We start from the raw sequence: 16,095 nt of genomic DNA, 5'->3' as shown, positions 1-16,095 counted from the left end.
TAAAGCCTTAAGGTATACGTTGCCTCCCCCTCTTAAGCTTCTATGCTAAAGTCCATCCATTTCTGGTCTGATTTACCGGAAGCGATCACGCCCTCGATAAAGGCCATGCCACGCACGCCTTCCTCTATGCCCGGGTAATCGAGCCACTCGGGCTTGGGCTGCTCGCCAGCCATATCGGCTTTGATGCAGAGGGCGAAGTTGCGGTACAGGTTGGCAAAAGCCTCCAGGTACCCTTCAGGGTGACCGGCCGGCGTGCGGGTGTTATGTTGGGCGAAGGAACTGGTGTAGCCCCCGCCAGTGCGCCATACTTCGGCTGGCTTGTCCAGCCATTTCAGCAGCATGGTGTTCTCGTCACTCTGCTGCCACTCTACACCACCTTGCTCACCGTACACGCGTATTTTCACGTTGTTTTCCTCGCCGGCTGCCACCTGGGAGGCTATGAGTACGCCGCTGGCCCCGTTGTCAAACTTCAGCAGCACGGCGCCGTCGTCGTCCAGTTGGCGTCTTTCCACCACGGTATTGATATCGGCACAGATCTTAGACACCGAAAGGCCACTCACGTACTCGGCCAGGTTAAAGGCGTGGGTGCCGATATCGCCCATGGCCCCGGCTATACCGCTCTGGCTAGGGTCGGTGCGCCAGGAGGCCTGCTTGTTTCCGCCGCCTTCCTCAAAGCGGCTGAGCCAGCCCTGCGGGTACTCTACATATACTTTGCGGATCTTGCCTAGCCGGCCCGAAGCCACCACCTGGCGCGCCTCCTTTACCATAGGGTAACCGGTGTAAGTATGGGTGAGACAGAAGCGCTTGCCCGAGGCCTCGGCTACCTTGCGCAGCTCCAGCGCCTCCTGCAGGGTAAAGGTCATGGGCTTGTCGAGCACCACATGGAAACCATTCTCCAGCGCCAGTTTGGCCGGTTCAAAATGCACGTGGTTCGGCGTCACGATGCTGATCACCTGCACGCGCTGCTCCTCTGGCAGCTGCCTCTCCTTCTCAAAAAGCTCCTGATAGGACGTATACACCCGCTCCGGCTGCAGGCCCAGCAGCTCGCCGCTGGCCTTTGACTTTTCGGGGTTGCTGCTGAAGGCTCCGCAGACAAGTTCATACTCTCCGTCCATTCGCAGCGCAATCCGGTGCACGGCCCCTATAAAGGCGCCCTGCCCGCCGCCTATCATCCCTAAGCGTAGTTTCTCTGACATAGTTTTATTACGGAATTCTACTCCTGCAAGGAGCATTAAACACTTAAACAAAGTATGGATACGAGCCTTGAAGCCCGTATTCATACTTTGCCTTAATTGGTTGCTGCACTTTTGCGCCCCACGCTAACGTGCGGGCACAGGCGCAGTAATTTATACTTTTACTAAAGGTGATTTTCTTAAAGGCCACCGCCACCCCAGCCCCTCCGAGAAGGGGTGTACAGGGTGCTGGCTTAGGTCGCCCAGGCTCTGTCGCCTTTCTTATAAGGGGCGCAGCCGTCGTAGCGGCCGGGAGTCTCCACGTAGCGCAGGGCTTGTGTGGCCCCCACCTCCGAGGTGAAGAAGCCGAACAAGGTCAGCTCTTTCATCATGCGGAAGTAGTGGTTTGGCGCCTCCGGTTTCTTCTCCGCCTGGTATTTTTTCGCCTCGGCATCCAGGGCAGTCAGCAGCTCGGTGCGCTGCGCCTGATCCAGCTTCAAGAAAGCTTTGCCAAATTTCTCTTCGCTGGCTTCATCAATTTTCTTCAAGCCGTCCAGGAACACCTCCTGGTCCTCTTTGGTATAGCAGTCCTGCACCATCACGGCCATCAGGCCGCCCACGTCAGCGGCTTTGGCACCCGGGGTGCTGGTGGCAGGAAGTATGGTTTCGCCCACCTCGTTCAGGAAAGCCACCTGGTCTTGGTCGAACAGGTCGTTATACTTCACCGGCTTCGCGGTACAGGACACCAACAGGTCGGCGCTTACCAGGGCACCGCCCAGTATCCAGCCTACAGCTCCTAATGCTTCTCTTCTGTTCATTTATGTTATCGTTACAGCAGTTTAGAACGTTTTATACTTTGCAATGGCGGGCTATGCTCCCAGCGTCCAGCCGGGGCGGTACTCCCGCTTCACGTATTGGTTTACTTCATCAAAATTTGTGACCCGCATCCGCTCGTTGTCCCAAAGCAGCTTCTTGTCGCGGCCCGGGTAGGTGTGCCCCTTGCCATCTGCTTTCGGCACACGGATATCGATGCCGCGGATAGCCAGGTTGGCCATCAGCAGCGCCTCTGTCAGTGGGCCGGCAACTTCGAACGGGGAGCTTACCTCTTTGTTGCCGTGGCCGGCAATACAAGCCTCCACCCACTGGTTGTAGTGGCCTCCCGCACTGCCTGGCACACGCGCCAGCTGATGCTTGTCTTTTACATTGAAACCAGCTGAGCGGCTTGTCGGCAGCAATTGCGGATTCTCGCTGTAGCACCCGGCCATCATCTTGCCTTTCGTGCCTATAAACAGCACCCCGTTCTCCCCGTCGCCGAACACCTCGCCTGGCTCCAGCTCCTCCGGCCGTGCAGGCTGTATGCCCCCGTCCATCCAATGGAGGGTAACATCGCCTTTGGTCTTGTCTGTTTTTGGGAAGGTGAGGGTCACGTGGCTGGAAGGTGGGCAGCTCTCAGGGAAATACCCCCGCTTAAACTCATCCACATACACGCTGCCTACGCTGGCCTGTACATCCTTAGCATACTTTAGGTTGAGCACGCTGAACGGCGCTTCCACAATATGGCAACCCATATCGCCTAAGGCGCCTGTTCCGTAATCCCACCAGCCGCGCCAGTTAAACGGTACCAGCTTGTCTACATAATCGGTGTAAGGGGCTGTGCCCAGCCATAGGTCCCAGTCCAGCTCTTGCGGCACATCTGCCTTGGTGGCTGGCCACGGTATACCCTGTGGCCACACGGGGCGGTTGGTCCAGCAGTACACGGTGTGCACATCGCCGATAGCCTTGGAGTCGTACCACTCGCGCAACTGGCGGACGCCATCGCCGGAGGCGCCCTGGTTTCCCATTTGCGTTACCACCTTATAGCGTTTGGCTGCGTCGGTCAGCACGCGGGCCTCGTAAATGTCGTGCGTCAATGGCTTCTGCACATACACGTGCTTGCCCATCTGCATGGCAGCCATGGCCACCACGGCGTGGTTGTGGTCCGGGGTAGAAACGGTTACGGCATCAAAGTTTTTTCCCTCCTTCTCGAAGAGTTCGCGCCAGTCTTTATAGTACTTGGCTTTGGGGAACTTCTCCCGCGCCTTGGCGGCACGGCGGTCGTCTACGTCGCAGAGAAAGCCAATATCGGCTTTTCCGCTGTTGAAAACGCCATTGATGTCGTTGCCGCCCATCCCTCCTACGCCTATACCTGCCACCACTAACTTATCGCTTGGTGCCACAAAGCCCCTGCCCAGCACATGGCGCGGCACGATGAAGAAACCTGCAGCAGCCAGCGCCCCTGCCTTCAGGAAGCTCCTTCTGGAGTTACTTTGGGGAGGATGGCTTTCTTTTTCGGACATAGTTTTTGTTTTAAGGTGGAGAAAAGGGAATACAGGGAAAGAAGGCTAGGCCGGGGTATAAGAGCTCCTGTTACTGATGAACGGATAGCTTTTATACCCCGGCTGCCCTATTTAAATGTTCTGGCGCTTCAGCTCACCCACGGCGTGGTCTACAGCCCTGGCCGTGAGCGCCATATACGTAAGCGATGGGTTCTGGCAACCAGCAGATGTCATGGCGGCTCCATCGGTCACGTACACGTTCGGCGCGTCCCACACCTGGTTGTGCGCATTCAGCACAGAAGACTTTGGATCGCGGCCCATGCGCGCGGTACCCATCTCATGAATACCCTGCCCCATGGCATAGCCGGCATCGTAGGCATTTACATTTTTCAGTCCGACTGCCTCCAGCATCTCCTTGGCATCCTCCATCATGTCCTTGCGCATTTTCAGCTCATTCTCTTTCAGCTCGGAGTCGATGGCAAGCACCGGCAGGCCCCACTTGTCTTTCTTGTTCTTGTCCAGTGTCACCTTGTTCTCGTGGTAAGGCAGAATCTCGCCGAAGGCCGTGATACCCATGGTCCACTGGCCTGGCTCGGTCAGCGCGTCTTTAAAATCACCGCCAATCGTCAGCTCTGCAATCTCACGGCCCCAGCCTTCACGGCCTGCGCCGCCCTGGTAACCGAAGCCACGGACATAGTCACGCTTCTCGCCATTCAGGTTTCGGAAGCGCGGGATATAAATACCGTTCGGGCGGCGGCCATACACATACTTATCCTCGTACCCCTCTGCCACGCCGGATGCCCCCAGTCGGAAGTGGTGGTCCATCAGGTTGTGGCCCAGCACGCCGCTGCTGCTGCCCAGGCCGCCATCCCACACGTCGGTGGCGGAGTTCATCAAAACCCAGGTGGTGTTAAGCGTGGACGCGTTCAGGAACACGACCTTGGCGAAGTACTCGTACGTCTGGTTGGTTTCGGCGTCCAGCACCTCCACGCCTTTGGCGCGCTTGGTGTCTTTATCATAGATCACCTTAGTAACAATGGAAAACGGGCGCAGCGTGAGGTTGCCTGTAGCCATAGCCGCCGGCAACGTAGACGACTGCGTGCTGAAGTAGCCGCCAAACGGGCAGCCCAGCCAGCACTTGTTACGGTATTGGCAGTTGGTGCGGCTTTGCAGGGGCTCGGTGATGTTGGCCACCCGGCCGATGATCATGTGGCGGTTGCCTTTATAATGGTTCTTCAGGCGCTGGGCAACATCCTTCTCCACGCAGTTCAGCTCCATGGGCGGCATAAACTCGCCGTCGGGCAAATGCGGAATACCTTCTCTGGAGCCACTGATACCGGCAAACTTCTCTACGTAGCTATACCATGGCGCCAGGTCTTTGTAGCGGATCGGCCAGTCTACGGCGATACCCTCCTTGGCATTCGCCTCAAAGTCCAGATCGGCGAGGCGGTAGCTCTGGCGCCCCCACATCAGGGAGCGGCCTCCCACATGGTAGCCACGGTACCAGTCGAAACGTTTTACCTCAGAGTATGGGCTCTCCTTTTCATTCACCCAGTAACTTAGGTTGGTCTCGTTCAGCGGATAGTCGCGGCTAAGCACCGGGTAGTCTTCGATCATCTGCTGGGTTCTGCGGCCGCGGTGCGGGAAGTCCCAGGGGTTCTTGGTCGCATTCTCGTAATCCTTCACGTGCTCGATGTTCCGGCCACGCTCCAGCATTATCGTTTTCAATCCTTTTTCAGTAAGCTCTTTGGCAGCCCAGCCACCAGAAATTCCAGAGCCTACTACGATTGCGTCATATACATTTTCCGCCATAGGTAAGGGTGAGATCTTGATTATTGTTGATATTCAGAACCAGATTTAATTATGTGAGAAGGGAAAGAAAAGGTGAGGCCCTTTGTTTATAGACCCTATTCTAACCGGACCCAACCACAGGTATTCTAATTTAAGGTATCAATATATTTTAAAGGATGCAGAAAATCAAGTGAGTACTCAACTCGGGAGCAGTATTTCGAAAAAAAAGTACTAAAAAAGGCCCTGGATCTATGTTTAACCATTCTTACCTGCTGGATTTCCTGTCGGCGCCACAGAATCCCGGGAAGAGAACCAGCCTCCGCATGAAGCCAGAAAGCCACCCCGGCTCGTGGCGGAGTGGCTTTCTAGTTCGTTCTATTTACAGAACACGCAAACAGGGCTACGCATTACGAAGCTTTTGCAGCCCCGTTAAAGCCTGCTACAGCTGAAACAGTACGTTCAGCTGCAGTACGGACTCGTTGACACCTTCCAGCCCCACTACGTTGTGCCAGTAACGCCACTCGGTGCCTGCGTATACTTTGCCCGGCTTGCCCCGCAGGCCGCCCAGGTCCAGCAAGAGCTGTGGCTGCGTGAGGTACTGGGTAGTGCCCGGACCGCGGTCGCCGATGAAGTCCATGAAGCCACGGAAGCGCAGCCGCACTTTCTCAGAGGCAGGCAGCGGTATGTCCCAGCTCGGGGTGAACTGGTAAGTGCCGTGGTACGCGGAGCCGTTCTGCTTGTAGTAAAAGGTTTCTAACTGCAGCAGCCCCTGCCCCGGCAGGCGAAACTTAAAGGCCGGCCCCAGCAGGTACACAAAAAAGTCTTCGTCGCCCCCGAACAGAACGTTCACGCCACCGCCCAGCAACACGTCGCTGACCGGCCCCAGTGCCACTTCGCTTCCGGTGGTCCGGCTAAGGCTAAGCTTCGGATACCACTCCGCATACAGCGAAGGCCCTGCCAGGGTCACGTCATTTGAGAGGTCGGCAAAGCCGAAATGCTCAAAAGCCCCGGCCATGCCGAAGTGTTCGAAAGTAATAGTGGCCAGGTCATTGGACTGGTTCAGGTGTCTGCCGTAGAGCAGCTGCAGGTTTGACCCTCCCTGGTACATCACCTGTGCCGAGGCTTGCTTTAGCGGCAGCAGCAACACAAGCAGGCAGAGCGGCAGAAGCAGGTATTTTCCAAGAGAGCTTATACTTGATGGCGTAAAAGTTAAAGGCATAATGAATCGATTAGGGTGATTTTTTGTCAGGCCACTAAATTAGAAGCTTGCCCCGAATATTTCCCCACCGAACAAGTATAAATTGCTGCAGTACGCGTGCAAAGCCAGAGAGGCGCCCGCAGCTCTAAGCTACAGACGCCTCTCTGCTTCTCTTTGCCTGCTGACACCCTGCCTGGTGTTTGCCACGGGCAGGATATTGGGCGTATTGCTTGGATACCTCGCCCTGCGGACCATATGAAGGCGTGAAGCGGCCATACCCCAAGGCTGGAAACCCAAACAGAGCCAGCAAGCACGAGGCGCTGGCCCGGCTTAGCTTACCTGATCACAGACTAGCTTATAGGCTGGCTTAAGGGAGGCAAAATTAATGACAGCACCTGCCACACAGTACACGCACACCCTCTTCTGCACAAAGGCCATCTTATACAGGTACTGCGCTGCGCCTACGGCCTGGCCTAACACAACCCCGCCTAAGGCCAGGTTCAGCAGGCGGGAGCGTTTCTTGCTACGTGCACCGGCCACGGCCAGAAACATGGCAGCGGCATACGCTCCCAGACTGACCACCCCATCCGGCATTCCCATGAGCACGGCGTCCTTGGAGGTATTTACTTTTACAGTATCGAATACTTTGCCTGGGAGATCGGGCAAGGTTCGAAAATACCCTACCTGCAGTAAGGAGATAAGGCTGAAATCCACCAGGCCTGCCGCCGACAGCGCCACCACCTGCCGCCGGTACTGCGTACTTTGGCTGCTATCTTCCCTGATCTTATCAATAATAGTTTTTTTCATAGCTATGTATAATTTGGTTCTGATTTACGGGTAAAAGTGTGCCCTGGCAAGGCATGCTGTGAACGCGTATAAGCTACGTTTTAACAGTCTCGCCGCCGCAACTGGAGCCTGCCCCTGCCGTGCAGCCGTAGCAGTGCTGGTTCAGGACAATGCTCCGCTCGTCCAGGGCATCCAGCTTAAATTCTCTGATGTGTTGCGGTGTACCCGCCTCCACTTTCAGCTCCAGCATCTGGTTAAAGTCGCAGTCGTACAGGTACCCGTCCCACCCTACCGACACGGTGTTGCGGCACATCACGCCTTCCGCAGCGGCAGGGTTAAAAGCCGCTATCAGCTTCTGCATATAGCTGTTGTAATTTCCGCTTTTCACCAGGTAGTCGAGGTAGCGGCTCACTGGCAGGTTGGTGATGCAGAGCAGGTTATTGAAGTCGATGCCGTAGCCGCCCTTCAGGCGGCGTTTGAATTCCGCCTCCAAAGGCTTTTGCCCGCCAGGCAGGAAAGCGCCCGAGGGGTTATAGACCAGGTCCAGCAGCAGGCCTGTGCCTTCTTTGCCGTACCCCACCTCATTCAGCAGGTGCAAGGCCTTGATCGATTTCTCGAACACGCCCTCCCCCCGCTGCGCATCGGTGCGGGAGGCCTGGAAGTATGGCAAGGAGGAAACCACATGCACGCCGTGCTTTCTAAAGAACTCCGGCAGGTCATGGTACTTCTTATTTGCTAGAATAATGGTGAGGTTACAGCGCACAATCACCTGCCGCCCCAACCTGGACAGTTCCGCCACAAACCAGCGGAAATCCGGGTTCATCTCCGGGGCACCTCCTGTCAGGTCCACCGTCGTGATCTGCGGCGACTGCCGCAGCGCCTCGATGCAGAGCTGCATGGTTTCGCGCGTCATGATCTCCTTACGGTCCGGCCCCGCATCCACATGGCAGTGTTTGCAGGTTTGGTTGCACATCTTGCCTACGTTTACCTGCAGAATGGTGGTGCCGGTTGGTTTCAGGGGAAAAAGGTCATACTCCCGCAGCCTTCCCGCGAAGGCAGGATAGCGGTCTCCTTGCTGCGAAGGCGCCTGCAGTACGGTTAACTGAAAAAATGGGTCGGCCAGCTCGTGATGCTGTCCTTTTAATGATTTTACCGTGGACCCCATAGGCTACATCGTCAGCTCCTTGATCTTATTCATCATCTGCACACCGTGCACCAGCGCCGCCCCACCTTTGATAGCAGCTGCCACATGCACAGCCTCCATCATCTGGTTCTCATCGGCGCCCTTCTGCAGGCAATCCGAGGTATAGGCGTCGATGCAGTAAGGGCACTGCACCGCATGCGACACTGCCAAGGCGATCAAGGCCTTCTCCCGCTCCGTCAGGGCTCCTTCTTTAAACACCTCACCATAGTAGTCAAAGAACTTGCGTCCCATTTCCGGCTGTAGTTCGGTTATGTTGCCAAATTTTGGCAAGTCGGCGGGGTTATAATATGTGTTATCCATATAAGTTGCGTTTTACTTTAGGTGTTATACTTTATACTGTGGCAAAGCTACCATTCCTACACTGCAAACCGAAAGACACGGGCAGTGTTTAGGCATGGAGCGGATATTCTGCTACGCCGCCCTTTCAGCGGCATCAGCCTTTCAGTTTCGGCCTTCTGACGAGTCGGTTGTAGATGTTTACCAGCTTTTGCTGCGGGAAGCCGAGAAAGTACAAGAACCAGATAAACGAGAAGATGCACTGCAGCCGATAGACGCCATTCTCCAGGTATTTTCTTGCTGACGTGGTGACTGCTGCCGAGAGCACTTTGAACCCGGTTACTTTCCTGATTCTGGAGATGATCTCCTGATCCTCCAGCAGCAGCAGGTCTTCACGAAAACCATTGATTTGCCTGAAATACCGCTGCAGCATATAGAGGCTTTGGTCACCGAAACGAATGCTGTCTATATCAAACCGGGTAAACCAGGCATTTAACTGCAGGAACCAGTGGGCATCATCAAACTGCAACCGGAAGCAACCTGCGCCACACGCAGAAGTACAGCTTGCAATGATCTGCTCTTTATAATCGGGAGGCGGAAACGTATCGGCATGCAGAAAGTACAGGATCTCTCCTGTAGCCACCGCTGCCCCTGCGTTCATCTGCGCCGCTCTGCCTTTTACAGGAGATAAAACAACCTTGGCGCCGGCTGCTTCGGCGATCTCTGGGGTAAGGTCGGTACTGCCCCCGTCCGAAACGATTATTTCAGGCAAATGCCCGCCTCCTGTTGACAATAAGTATCGGATAAGCCGTTGGATGCCTTCGGCCTCGTTATAAGTAGGGATCACGATGCTGATACTTGTTGCCATAGCGGTAGTTCACTCATACATAGGTAAGGCTGCACAGCGGCTCTATTTTCCTTTACAGGAAGAAAACAGGCATCTTGTTGGTGCACCTGCACGGGCCTCTCCCCCAGCCCTAGAGAGAACGAACAGCCCGGTTTCCTGTTCGCGGAGCCATGCCTGCCTTATGTTTAAGCTTTACTTACGGGTGATTTATGGAAACGAAGGTTTTATGGGCAAGTTTGCCGGCGCACCTTGGCCATCGTGCACCTTTGGGGAGAGCAGCAGGCGAGGTAGTTGTGGCGCTCGCCAAACTACGCGCCTTGTGAAGGAACAGGCACACGATTGGAAAAGGGGTAAAAGCAAAAAAGCCTGCAAACTTATCGTTTGCAGGCTTTGCAGAGAGTGAGGGATTCGAACCCCCGGACCTGTTACAGTCAACGGTTTTCAAGACCGCCGCGTTCGACCACTCCGCCAACTCTCTGTCTCAATTCGTGTACAAAAGTAGGGCACCGCCCCGAATTTTCAAAACTATACGTTAAAATTTTTCTTCTGTTTTGCCGCAGTTCCGGCCAACCTGCTGATCCTCAAAATAAAAATTTTACAGCAGAACGCTCCGGTGCAGCTTTAGGCTTTCGCGCTCGCCATTTTGCCGGAGTGGGTGGTGGGGGTGCGCACCAGGCGCTTTGTCACCGTATCAATGCTGACGTTGATCTCAAAGCCAAGTATGAGAATCATGGAGACAAAGTCGAGCCAGATCATCAGACCTATCAGGGCACCGATAGAGCCATAGAACTTGTTATAGGTATCGAAGGCGCTAATGTAGAGCGAGAAACCCATCGACACCAGGAAAATCAGCCCCGTTGCCACCACGGCACCGGCCGAAAAGAACGGCCATTTGTCCTCTATGGCCGGCACAAAGTAATAGATAAGCGAGGTGGCCAGCAGGAAGAGTAGCACGATGGCCACATACTTCAGGATCACGAGCAAAGTATAGGTATAACTCTCTGTCACGATCTCATAAAACACCAGCACGTCCAGTATCCATTGGCCAAAGAAAATAGCCGCCACCGCTAAGAGCGAGATCATACTAAGCACCACGGTAAGGGCTGTGGCAATCAACCGCTTCCGGATGTAGGTGCGCTTGTAAAACGTGTGGTACTTCTTATCAAAGGCGTCCATCAAGGACATGATACCGTTGGTGGAGAGCACCAGGGCGAACAGGAAACCAAAGGAAAGCAGTCCCCCGCGCGGCTTGTTCACGATATCCTCTATGGTGCCATAGGCCACGGTATACATCTCCGCCGGCACCACATCGGCCAGGAAGTCGAGAATGCTCTCGCCCAAGTCTAGGGACAGGATGCTGGGGATGTAGGGAATGAGCGTGAAGATAAAGATAATGGTCGGGAAGGTGGCCAGCGTAAAGTTGAAGGCCATGTAAGAGGCCCGCTTGGTGATAGAGTCCAGCCGCAGCTCCCCTATCAGCACATCGGCCACCTCATATACCGAAGACCTGCCATTGTTAAAGCGCCACCGTTTAAGGAAAACGATGAACTTGCGGTAGGCGCGGCGGCGCTTCAGGTATTGCTGGTTTAGCCTCATTAACTAAAATACGGGTCTAACTTCTCGTGTATGAGCGCAGGAATCTCTGTAGGGCGTCCTGTCTTCATGTCCACAAACACCATCAGGGTCTCCCCAATGGTCAGCAGCGCTTCCTCCGCGTTATACACCTCATACTCAAACTTTATACGTGTACCGTGGGGCTTGCTTTTCAGGAACAGCTTCACCGTAAGCAGGTCATCATACTTGGCCGGGCGTATAAACTTGCTCTTCAGCTCCAGCACAGGCATCATGGTGCCCGTGGCCTCCATTTCTTTGTACTCAATGCCCAGGCGCCGGAAAACCTCGGTGCGCGTTACCTCATAGTAGGCGGCGTAGTTGCCATGGTATACATAGCCCATCTGGTCTGTTTCGGCATAGCGCACGCGTATCTGTACTTCGGATGCAAACATTTTGGTTGCTAGTTTTTGTTGTTCGTTAATGGTTGAAAGTTGCTGACAGGTAAGTTCAACGAATTTCTCTACAAGCTGTCGGTCTGACGTTACGGCAAAGTTATACTTCCAGATTATACATTGGCATCGCTCAAACTACTAACGATTAACTATCAACCAATAACGCTACTGCATAATATTCCGCTCGTTCAGGGCGCGGTGGAAGCGGCGGGCGTTGGCCTGGTGCTCTGCCACCGTCGTGGCGAAGGCATGGTACCCGGAGAAATCCTCCCGGGCGCAAAAGTACAGGTAGCTGTGCTGCTCAGGGTTCAGCACCGCATCGATGCTGGAGATAACCGGCACGTTGATGGGGCCGGGCGGCAGCCCTTTATACTTGTACGTGTTGTAGGGCGAGTCATGGACTAAGTGCTTGTTCAGCACGCGGCGTATCGTGAAGTCGCCAACGGCAAACACCACGGTCGGGTCGGCCTGCAGCAGCATGCCGCGCTGCAGGCGGTTCAGATACACCCCGGCCACCCGCGGCTTCTCGTCGCTCTTCAGCGTCTCGGCCTGCACGATGGAGGCCAGCGTGGACACCTGCTGCGGCGTCAGCCCCAGCTTGTCGGCCTTGGCTTTGCGCTCAGCGGTCCAGAACCTGTCGTACTCTTTCTTCATGCGCTCCATCAGCTCCGGTGCCGTAATGGTCCAGTATACCTCGTAGGTGTTCGGGATAAACATGCTCACGATGTTGGTGGTGTCAAAGCCGTAGCCTTTCAGGTACTCCGGGTCGCTCAGCAGGCTATCCAGTTCTTGCTCGTCTGCCTCCACCTCTGTGGCCAGCCTGGCGGCCAGCTGGCTGCGCAGGCGCACGTTGCTAAAGGTCAGGTTTACCGGCGTCTGCTGGCCCAGGCGCAGTGCCCCGATCAGCTGGCGGTTGTTCCAGCCGTGCTCCAGCTTATAGCGGCCGGGCTTCACCACCTTGTCGTAGTCCATCAGCTTTGCCATAAAGCGGAGCGAAAGCCTGTCCACGATCACACCACTGGCCTCCACGGAGTCCATGGCTTGCTCATAGGTGGCGCCTGTGGGGATGAGCACGTATACATCGCGCTCCTTGGTGTCTACGTTCGCCGTGTACACAATCTGGTAGGCGTAGTAGGAGAAACTCACAAACAGGAACATGCCCAGGGCTATCAGGCTGGGCACCAGCATGCTCTTTTGCTTGCGCTTTCTCTTTGGAATAGGGTTATTGACTTCGTTGGCCATAATGTAAGTAAAAGGCGCGGATAAGGGTTTAGGTTCCGCCACCTCATTCTGAGGCTTCAAAAATAGCACATCTGCGGTTAATTAAGAATGCACGGCCATGAAATTGCTTTTTATACTTGCCTTAAGCATAAACCTGGTCACGCTCTTTTGCATAAATCCTGCAACAGGTGCTGCAGCGGCCTTTTTCTAACGGCACCCGGAAACCAGGTATTTCATACTTGTTAAAGCGATGGCCCCATATCCTCACTTCCACATCCAAAAAATGCTAGAACTGTACTATAATTAGCGCCAGAGTTTATAAATTTGAGGAAACTAACCTAAAGACTGTACATACATTTAACCCATAACATGGCAGGAGAAATCAGAGAGGCCCAGATCAATACACTTGAGCGCAAGAACGCCGAAGCCCTTCTTGGCGGTGGTAAGGAAAGAATTGAGGCACAGCACAAAAAAGGGAAGCTGACCGCCCGCGAGCGTATCCACCTCCTGATGGACGAAGGCTCTTTTGAGGAGATCGGTAAGTTTGTGATGCACCGCTCCAAGGACTTCGGTCTGGACAAGCAGTACTTCCTGGGCGACGGTGTGGTAACCGGCTACGGTACCATCAACGGCCGCCTGGTGTATGTGTTCTCGCAGGATTTTACCGTGCTGGGCGGCTCACTATCCGAAACCCATGCCGAAAAGATCGTGAAGATCATGGAGCTGGCCATGAAGAACGGCGCCCCGGTGATCGGCCTGAACGACTCGGGCGGTGCCCGTATCCAGGAGGGCGTGGTATCGTTGGGCGGCTATGCCGATATCTTCTACCGCAACACGCTGGCCTCCGGCGTTATCCCGCAGATCTCGGCCATCATGGGCCCCTGCGCGGGCGGTGCCGTGTATTCTCCGGCTATCACCGACTTTATCATGATGGTAGAGGATACTTCCTACATGTTCGTGACCGGCCCTAACGTGGTGAAGACGGTGACGCACGAGGAGGTGACCTCCGAGGAACTGGGCGGTGCCAGCACCCACAGCACCAAGAGCGGCGTAACCCACTTCTCCTGCGCCAACGAGGTGGAGTGCATTAACCACCTCAAAAAACTGCTGAGCTACATCCCTCAAAACTGCGAGGAGTTGCCGCCGTCGCTGCCCTACGAGCCGCAGGCCGACGAAACGCGCCAGGTGCTCGATACCATCATCCCGGAAAACCCGAACCAACCTTACGACATCCGTGAGGTCATCGAAGGCATCATTGACGAGGATTCTTTCCTGGAGGTGCACAAGAATTTCGGGGAGAACATTGTGGTGGGCTTTGCCCGACTGGGAGGCAAGAGCATCGGCATTGTGGGCAACCAGCCAGCCGTTTTGGCCGGCGTGCTCGACATCAACGCCAGCACCAAGGCTGCCCGCTTTGTGCGCTTCTGCGACAGCTTTAACGTGCCGCTGCTGGTGCTGGAAGACGTGCCGGGCTTCCTGCCAGGCACTGACCAGGAGTGGCGCGGCATCATCACCAACGGGGCCAAACTGCTCTATGCGTTCTGCGAGGCCACGGTGCCGCGCATTACGGTGATTACCCGCAAAGCCTACGGTGGTGCCTACGACGTAATGAATTCCAAGCACATTGGGGCCGATATGAACTACGCCTGGCCAACGGCCGAGATCGCCGTAATGGGCGCGCAGGGTGCCGCCGAAATTATCTTTAAGCGTGAAATCGCGCAGGCCGAGGACCCGGAGGCGAAGCTGGCCGAGAAGGTGCAGGAGTATAAGGAGAAGTTTGCCACACCGTACCGCGCTGCACACCGGGGCTTTATCGATGAGGTGATCATGCCATCCGAAACCAGGGCCAAATTGATAAAGGCCTTTAAGATGCTGGAAAACAAGGCAGTAACGCTACCACGCAAGAAGCACGGCAACATTCCGTTGTAATTGTACATATAGTATACTTTTGGCCTGAGCACAGGGGGAGTTTTATGTTGCGCAGGCCTGGATGAAACCAAACACTAAACTAAACCACCACCACCTTAAACATGAGACAAGAATCTTTCGATTTTTTACAAAAATACCTGAATAACTCCTCTCCTACCGGCTTTGAGTCGGAGGGCCAGAAGCTGTGGCTGGAGTACGTAAAGCCATACATTGATGAATACTTTGTAGATACCTACGGCACCGTAGTGGGGGTGATAAACCCGGAGGCGGAGTATAAGGTGGTGATTGAGGCCCATGCCGACGAGATCAGCTGGTTTGTGAACTACATCACACCCGAAGGCTACATTTACCTGAAGCGCAACGGGGGCTCTGACGCCCTGATCGCACCATCCAAGCGCGTGAACATTTACACTGCCAAAGGTGTGGTGAAAGCCGTTTTCGGGTGGCCGGCCATCCACGTGCGCAAGGTGGAGAACGACAAGGCGCCGACCATCGAAACCGTATTCCTGGACTGCGGCGCCAGCAACCGCGAGGAAGTGGAGGCAATGGGCATCCACGTAGGCTGCGTAGCTACTTTCGAGGATGAGTTCACCGTAATGAACGACCGCTACTACGTGGGCCGTGCGCTGGACAACCGCATCGGGGGTTTCATGATTGCCGAGGTGGCGCGCCAGCTGAAGGAAAACGGCAACCAATTGCCTTTCGGACTGTACATCGTAAACTCCGTGCAGGAAGAGACCGGTTTGCGTGGCGCTGAGATGATCGCCCACCGCATCAAACCGGATGTGGCCATTATTACCGACGTAACCCACGACACACAGTCGCCGATGTACGATAAGAAGAACAGCGGCGACATCCACTGCGGTAAGGGACCTGTAATCGCCTACGGCCCTGCGGTGCAGAATAACCTCCGCGACCTGATCATCCGGACGGCGCAGGAGAAGGAGATTCCGTTCCAGCGCTCTGCCGTTTCGCGGGCAACCGGCACCGATACCGACGCCTTTGCCTACTCTAACGCCGGTGTGGCCTCTGCCCTCATCTCACTGCCGCTCAAGTACATGCACACCACCGTAGAGACCGTGCACAAAGACGACGTGGACAACGTGATCAAAATGATCTACGAAACCATACTCAAGATTCAGGACAAGCAGGATTTCCGCTACCTGAGCTAAGACTTCACTTTTAGCCGAGTGTTAAAACCTCGCAGCGCCAACCAAAGGCCTGTGAGGTTTTTTGTTTTTAGGAGGAATAGTTGCTACTTTAAGTAAGAAGGCCGCTGCTAAACAGTTTGACTGGCACCTATGCCTGGCCAAGTTGTTGCCTTGGCATGAGCGCCGCCGTCAGGCGCGG

General features: G+C 55.1%; 14 protein-coding genes and 1 tRNA gene. 2 read left to right on the top strand and 13 right to left on the bottom strand.

Features of this window, described 5'->3' with window-relative positions; genetic code table 11:
* Nucleotides 1-32: 32 nt before the first annotated feature.
* The 13 genes from PXG97_RS17925 to mltG all read right to left on the bottom strand — a co-directional run bounded on the left by PXG97_RS17925 (nucleotide 33) and on the right by mltG (nucleotide 12,837).
* Nucleotides 33-1,196 carry a Gfo/Idh/MocA family protein gene (locus PXG97_RS17925; RefSeq protein WP_276499191.1) on the bottom strand — a complete coding sequence of 388 codons (1,164 nt, stop codon included), beginning with the start codon at nucleotides 1,194-1,196 and terminating at the stop codon, nucleotides 33-35.
* A gap of 230 nt (nucleotides 1,197-1,426) precedes the next feature.
* Nucleotides 1,427-1,990 carry a gluconate 2-dehydrogenase subunit 3 family protein gene (locus PXG97_RS17920; RefSeq protein ID WP_276499190.1) on the bottom strand — a complete coding sequence of 188 codons (564 nt, stop codon included), beginning with the start codon at nucleotides 1,988-1,990 and terminating at the stop codon, nucleotides 1,427-1,429.
* A gap of 51 nt (nucleotides 1,991-2,041) precedes the next feature.
* The gene (locus PXG97_RS17915) at nucleotides 2,042-3,508 is read right to left on the bottom strand and encodes a Gfo/Idh/MocA family protein (RefSeq protein ID WP_276499189.1); all 1,467 of its coding nucleotides are present in this window, start codon (nucleotides 3,506-3,508) and stop codon (nucleotides 2,042-2,044) included.
* A gap of 111 nt (nucleotides 3,509-3,619) precedes the next feature.
* A complete protein-coding gene (locus PXG97_RS17910) occupies nucleotides 3,620-5,299 on the bottom strand; it encodes a GMC oxidoreductase (RefSeq protein ID WP_276499188.1) in 1,680 nt (559 codons plus the stop codon).
* Nucleotides 5,300-5,717: 418 nt separating this feature from the next.
* Complete coding sequence (locus tag PXG97_RS17905) at nucleotides 5,718-6,497, bottom strand: hypothetical protein (RefSeq protein ID WP_276499187.1); 780 nt, start codon at nucleotides 6,495-6,497, stop codon at nucleotides 5,718-5,720.
* Between the two features lie 309 nt (nucleotides 6,498-6,806).
* A complete protein-coding gene (locus tag PXG97_RS17900; RefSeq protein WP_276499186.1) occupies nucleotides 6,807-7,283 on the bottom strand; it encodes a vitamin K epoxide reductase family protein in 477 nt (158 codons plus the stop codon).
* A gap of 73 nt (nucleotides 7,284-7,356) precedes the next feature.
* The gene (gene arsS, locus PXG97_RS17895) at nucleotides 7,357-8,427 is read right to left on the bottom strand and encodes an arsenosugar biosynthesis radical SAM (seleno)protein ArsS (protein WP_276499185.1); all 1,071 of its coding nucleotides are present in this window, start codon (nucleotides 8,425-8,427) and stop codon (nucleotides 7,357-7,359) included.
* A 3-nt stretch (nucleotides 8,428-8,430) separates the two neighbouring features.
* Nucleotides 8,431-8,766, bottom strand: coding sequence for an arsenosugar biosynthesis-associated peroxidase-like protein (locus PXG97_RS17890; RefSeq protein WP_276499184.1), 336 nt, complete (start codon nucleotides 8,764-8,766; stop codon nucleotides 8,431-8,433).
* A gap of 133 nt (nucleotides 8,767-8,899) precedes the next feature.
* Nucleotides 8,900-9,610, bottom strand: a complete 711-nt coding sequence (locus tag PXG97_RS17885) for a TIGR04283 family arsenosugar biosynthesis glycosyltransferase (RefSeq protein WP_276499183.1) — start codon at nucleotides 9,608-9,610, stop codon at nucleotides 8,900-8,902.
* Between the two features lie 372 nt (nucleotides 9,611-9,982).
* Nucleotides 9,983-10,067: transfer RNA gene (locus PXG97_RS17880), tRNA-Ser, on the bottom strand.
* Nucleotides 10,068-10,210: 143 nt separating this feature from the next.
* A complete protein-coding gene (locus tag PXG97_RS17875; protein ID WP_276499182.1) occupies nucleotides 10,211-11,185 on the bottom strand; it encodes a YihY/virulence factor BrkB family protein in 975 nt (324 codons plus the stop codon).
* On the bottom strand, nucleotides 11,185-11,595 hold the full coding sequence (locus PXG97_RS17870; protein WP_276499181.1) for an acyl-CoA thioesterase: 411 nt from the start codon (nucleotides 11,593-11,595) through the stop codon (nucleotides 11,185-11,187). The genes PXG97_RS17875 and PXG97_RS17870 overlap by 1 nt, the downstream gene beginning before the upstream one ends.
* A 165-nt stretch (nucleotides 11,596-11,760) precedes the next feature.
* Entirely contained in the window at nucleotides 11,761-12,837 is a 1,077-nt protein-coding gene (gene mltG, locus PXG97_RS17865) for an endolytic transglycosylase MltG (protein ID WP_276499180.1), read from the bottom strand.
* Between the two features lie 348 nt (nucleotides 12,838-13,185).
* Between mltG and PXG97_RS17860 the strand changes: the two genes are divergently transcribed.
* Together PXG97_RS17860 and PXG97_RS17855 are read left to right on the top strand one after the other, a co-directional pair.
* Nucleotides 13,186-14,745 (top strand): acyl-CoA carboxylase subunit beta, encoded by a 1,560-nt coding sequence (locus PXG97_RS17860; RefSeq protein ID WP_276499179.1) that lies wholly within the window; start codon nucleotides 13,186-13,188, stop codon nucleotides 14,743-14,745.
* 101 nt (nucleotides 14,746-14,846) lie between these two features.
* A complete protein-coding gene (locus PXG97_RS17855; RefSeq protein WP_276499178.1) occupies nucleotides 14,847-15,917 on the top strand; it encodes a M42 family metallopeptidase in 1,071 nt (356 codons plus the stop codon).
* Nucleotides 15,918-16,095 lie beyond the last annotated feature (178 nt).

Origin of the sequence: Pontibacter litorisediminis, from assembly GCF_029360645.1 — a bacterium.
In the GTDB taxonomy this organism is placed as follows: domain Bacteria; phylum Bacteroidota; class Bacteroidia; order Cytophagales; family Hymenobacteraceae; genus Pontibacter; species Pontibacter litorisediminis.
The sequence above is the reverse complement of the archived record's forward strand: the minus strand, read 5'-3'. Positions and strand labels throughout refer to the sequence as shown.

Coding starts and splice junctions, on each gene's coding strand:
- PXG97_RS17910 (WP_276499188.1), bottom strand. CDS start 5,299: ATGGCGGAAAATGTATATGACGCAATCGTAGTAGGCTCTGGAATTTCT.
- PXG97_RS17875 (WP_276499182.1), bottom strand. CDS start 11,185: ATGAGGCTAAACCAGCAATACCTGAAGCGCCGCCGCGCCTACCGCAAG.
- arsS (WP_276499185.1), bottom strand. CDS start 8,427: ATGGGGTCCACGGTAAAATCATTAAAAGGACAGCATCACGAGCTGGCC.
- mltG (WP_276499180.1), bottom strand. CDS start 12,837: ATGGCCAACGAAGTCAATAACCCTATTCCAAAGAGAAAGCGCAAGCAA.
- PXG97_RS17870 (WP_276499181.1), bottom strand. CDS start 11,595: ATGTTTGCATCCGAAGTACAGATACGCGTGCGCTATGCCGAAACAGAC.
- PXG97_RS17925 (WP_276499191.1), bottom strand. CDS start 1,196: ATGTCAGAGAAACTACGCTTAGGGATGATAGGCGGCGGGCAGGGCGCC.
- PXG97_RS17855 (WP_276499178.1), top strand. CDS start 14,847: ATGAGACAAGAATCTTTCGATTTTTTACAAAAATACCTGAATAACTCC.
- PXG97_RS17885 (WP_276499183.1), bottom strand. CDS start 9,610: ATGGCAACAAGTATCAGCATCGTGATCCCTACTTATAACGAGGCCGAA.
- PXG97_RS17860 (WP_276499179.1), top strand. CDS start 13,186: ATGGCAGGAGAAATCAGAGAGGCCCAGATCAATACACTTGAGCGCAAG.
- PXG97_RS17905 (WP_276499187.1), bottom strand. CDS start 6,497: ATGCCTTTAACTTTTACGCCATCAAGTATAAGCTCTCTTGGAAAATAC.
- PXG97_RS17920 (WP_276499190.1), bottom strand. CDS start 1,990: ATGAACAGAAGAGAAGCATTAGGAGCTGTAGGCTGGATACTGGGCGGT.
- PXG97_RS17915 (WP_276499189.1), bottom strand. CDS start 3,508: ATGTCCGAAAAAGAAAGCCATCCTCCCCAAAGTAACTCCAGAAGGAGC.
- PXG97_RS17900 (WP_276499186.1), bottom strand. CDS start 7,283: ATGAAAAAAACTATTATTGATAAGATCAGGGAAGATAGCAGCCAAAGT.
- PXG97_RS17890 (WP_276499184.1), bottom strand. CDS start 8,766: ATGGATAACACATATTATAACCCCGCCGACTTGCCAAAATTTGGCAAC.